At 62.9% G+C, this 2656-nt stretch carries 3 protein-coding genes and 1 pseudogene; 2 read left to right on the plus strand and 2 right to left on the minus strand.

Features of this window, described 5'->3' with window-relative positions; translation table 11 throughout:
- Positions 1 to 209: pseudogene (locus tag WA702_RS19705) on the minus strand (amidohydrolase); the annotation flags it as partial.
- A 275-nt stretch (positions 210 to 484) separates the two neighbouring features.
- On the opposite strand from WA702_RS19705, the gene WA702_RS19710 reads away from it, so the two are divergent.
- On the plus strand, positions 485 to 1261 hold the full coding sequence (locus WA702_RS19710) for a creatininase family protein (RefSeq protein WP_425112216.1): 777 nt from the start codon (positions 485 to 487) through the stop codon (positions 1259 to 1261).
- Positions 1262 to 1510: 249 nt separating this feature from the next.
- Positions 1511 to 1723, plus strand: coding sequence for a hypothetical protein (locus WA702_RS19715; protein ID WP_425112218.1), 213 nt, complete (start codon positions 1511 to 1513; stop codon positions 1721 to 1723).
- A 74-nt stretch (positions 1724 to 1797) separates the two neighbouring features.
- Here WA702_RS19715 and upp read toward each other — a convergent pair whose 3' ends face one another.
- The gene (gene upp, locus WA702_RS19720; protein WP_425112219.1) at positions 1798 to 2427 is read right to left on the minus strand and encodes a uracil phosphoribosyltransferase; all 630 of its coding nucleotides are present in this window, start codon (positions 2425 to 2427) and stop codon (positions 1798 to 1800) included.
- Positions 2428 to 2656 lie beyond the last annotated feature (229 nt).

Here is a 2656-nt window from a genome sequence, read left to right on the forward strand (position 1 = left end):
TCGCCCCATTCGCCCATCAGCGCGGTCGGAATGCCGGCGACGTTCTCGGTGATGCGAAACCCTTGGTGGCGCAGCTCGGCGAGATGCTCGGCGGACGAGCGGGCCTCGGTGTAGCAAACCTCGGGCATCGCCCAGACCCTGTCGCTGAGGTCGATGAAGCGCGGTTTGATCTCGTCGATGCCACGCCAGATGTCGCTGCGGTTGTCCATCTCAGGTCCCTGAATTGTGAGGTCTTGCAGATGACGCCATCGTTACCAGCTTCATTTTAACCCGCCTAGCGACCGACGATGGCAACAGCCATGCGGTGCGACAGCGGCATGGCGATCGGTCGGAGAATTTGAACGCAATGTGTGCAGTGCAGCGCGAAAATTGCCACTTCATGCGGCATTGGCGCGTTTCGGTTTGGCACACGGGCGACTGCGGCTGTCCCGCGTTCTCAATGTGCTAACACCGGACATTCTTATCCTGTTGAGCGAGTACGCCCATGACCGAGACCGCCTGGAACAGATTGCCGGCCGAAGCTTTGCGAGCACTTGCCGCACAGGATGCGATCGTGCTGCTGCCGGTCGCGTCCACCGAGCAGCACGGGCCGCATCTGCCGACCGGCGTCGACGATTTCCTCTGCAGCGAGGTGTGCCGGCGTACTGCGGCGCAGCTTGCGCCGGATTGCCCCGCCGTGGTTGCGCCGACGGTGTGGTGCGGCCTCGCCGATCACCACGTCGCTTTCGGCGGCACCTTCACGCTCAGTCTCGCGACCTACTATGCGGTGCTCAGGGATCTCTGCCGCTCGATCCAGAAGGCGGGATTTAAACGCATCGTCATCGTCAACGGCCATGGCGGCAACATCCAGGCGCTCGGCACCTTCGTCGGCGAACTGACACGCGAACTCGACGCGCCGATCGCGGCCACGACCTATTTCATGGAAGGGCACAGCGCGATGGCCGAGATCCTCGAGGACCAGCAGGGCGTCATGCATGCCTGCGAGGCCGAGACCTCGATGATGATGGCCGCCCATCCGCAGCTCGTGAATGCCGACAGGCTTGCAGAGGCGCACGGGCCGAGTTTCAACATCCTGGGTTCGCTGGTGCCGGCGCTGAAGCGCTTCCATTCTTTTGCCGAGCTGACGCCGTCCGGCGTCGCCGGCGATGCGCGCAGGGCATCTGCCGACAAAGGCGAGAAGCTGCTCACGGCCTGCGCCTCGGCGCTGGCGGCACGGCTGCGTGCCGGTGAGCCATGGGCCGCACCACAAGCTGCGAGCTGACGATCGCTCGCGCTGCGCGCACGGATTAATGCAACGAAGCAGCGGTGGAACCGCCGAGAATCGGGCTGATGCGCTGTCAATGCCGGCGTTGTACGGATATTCATTCGTCGCGGTGCTGACCCGCTTGTGCAGAAAATCTTCTCCGCTTGCTCGCGTCGAGAGACTCACCTTAGATCATGAACATTCGACGCGTGATCACGCGCGCCGAGTCCCGCTCATCATCTCCATCACAATCGGCGTCTGCACGATATGCCCAAGCCTGCCCAAGAGAAGCCAGCCAAGGACCTGCCGCAGAGCGGCTATGCCGTCATTGTCGATGGCCAGATCAAGACCGAGTTCAAGACCAAGGACGGCGCCGAGAATGGTGCGCGGGATCTGAAGCGGCGTTTTCCGATGCTGCAGATCAAGGTCTATGACGCCGAGACTAGGCACACCCAGGACATCGAGCTGGCGCGAGCCTGATTCGTGCTCACAGCAGTTTCATGCGCGACAAACGCCATCAGCGTTTGCGCGGAGATGATGGCGATCAAAACAGATCAGCGCGTGCCGTAAGCGCGGTCGCCGGCGTCGCCGAGGCCGGGCACGATGAAGGCATTGTCATCGAGGCCTTCATCGATGGCCGCGGTCCAGATCGGCACGTCCGGATGCAGGCCGCGCGCACGCTCGACGCCTTCGGGCGCGGCGATCATGTTGACCATCCGGATGTCCTTGGCGCCGCGCTCTTTCAGGCGGTCGATCGCGGCCACCGCGGTGTTGCCGGTCGCCAGCACCGGCGAGACGACGACCGCCAACCGTTCGCTGAGATCGGACGGCGCCTTGAAGAAATATTCCACGGCGGCGAAGCTCTGCGGCTCGCGGTAGAGCCCGATATGGGCGACGCGCGCGGTCGGCACCAGATCGAGCATGCCGTCGACGAAGGTGACGCCGGCCCGCAGCACCGGCACGAATACCAGCTTCTTGCCGGCGATCCTGGCGGATTGCATATGCGCAAGCGGCGTCTCGATCTGGACCTCGGTCAGCGGCAGGTCGCGCGTGACCTCGTAGCAGAGGAGCATGCCGATCTCCTTCAGCAGCTCCCGAAACGATTTGGTCGAGATCGACTTGTCGCGCAGCAGCGTCAGCTTGTGCTGGACCAGTGGATGATCGACAACCGTGACGCCTTCCATGATATTCGTCTCCTATGTCGTAGGGTGGGCAAAGGCGCAAAGCGCCGTGCCCACCGCGATCCTGTCGCATTCGAAGACGGTGGGCACACTACGCTTTGCCCACCCTACACATCACGCCGCGCAGCGTCGTCATTGCGAGGAGCGAAGCGACGAAGCAATCCAGACTTCCTTCGAATTCTGGATTGCTTCGCTTCGCTCGCAATGACGGGTGCCGAGATCACGCTAAAAC

This window comes from Bradyrhizobium sp. (assembly GCF_049798375.1).
Taxonomy (GTDB): Bacteria; Pseudomonadota; Alphaproteobacteria; order Rhizobiales; family Xanthobacteraceae; genus Bradyrhizobium.

Coding starts and splice junctions, on each gene's coding strand:
- WA702_RS19715 (WP_425112218.1), top strand. CDS start 1,511: ATGCCCAAGCCTGCCCAAGAGAAGCCAGCCAAGGACCTGCCGCAGAGC.
- upp (WP_425112219.1), bottom strand. CDS start 2,427: ATGGAAGGCGTCACGGTTGTCGATCATCCACTGGTCCAGCACAAGCTG.
- WA702_RS19710 (WP_425112216.1), top strand. CDS start 485: ATGACCGAGACCGCCTGGAACAGATTGCCGGCCGAAGCTTTGCGAGCA.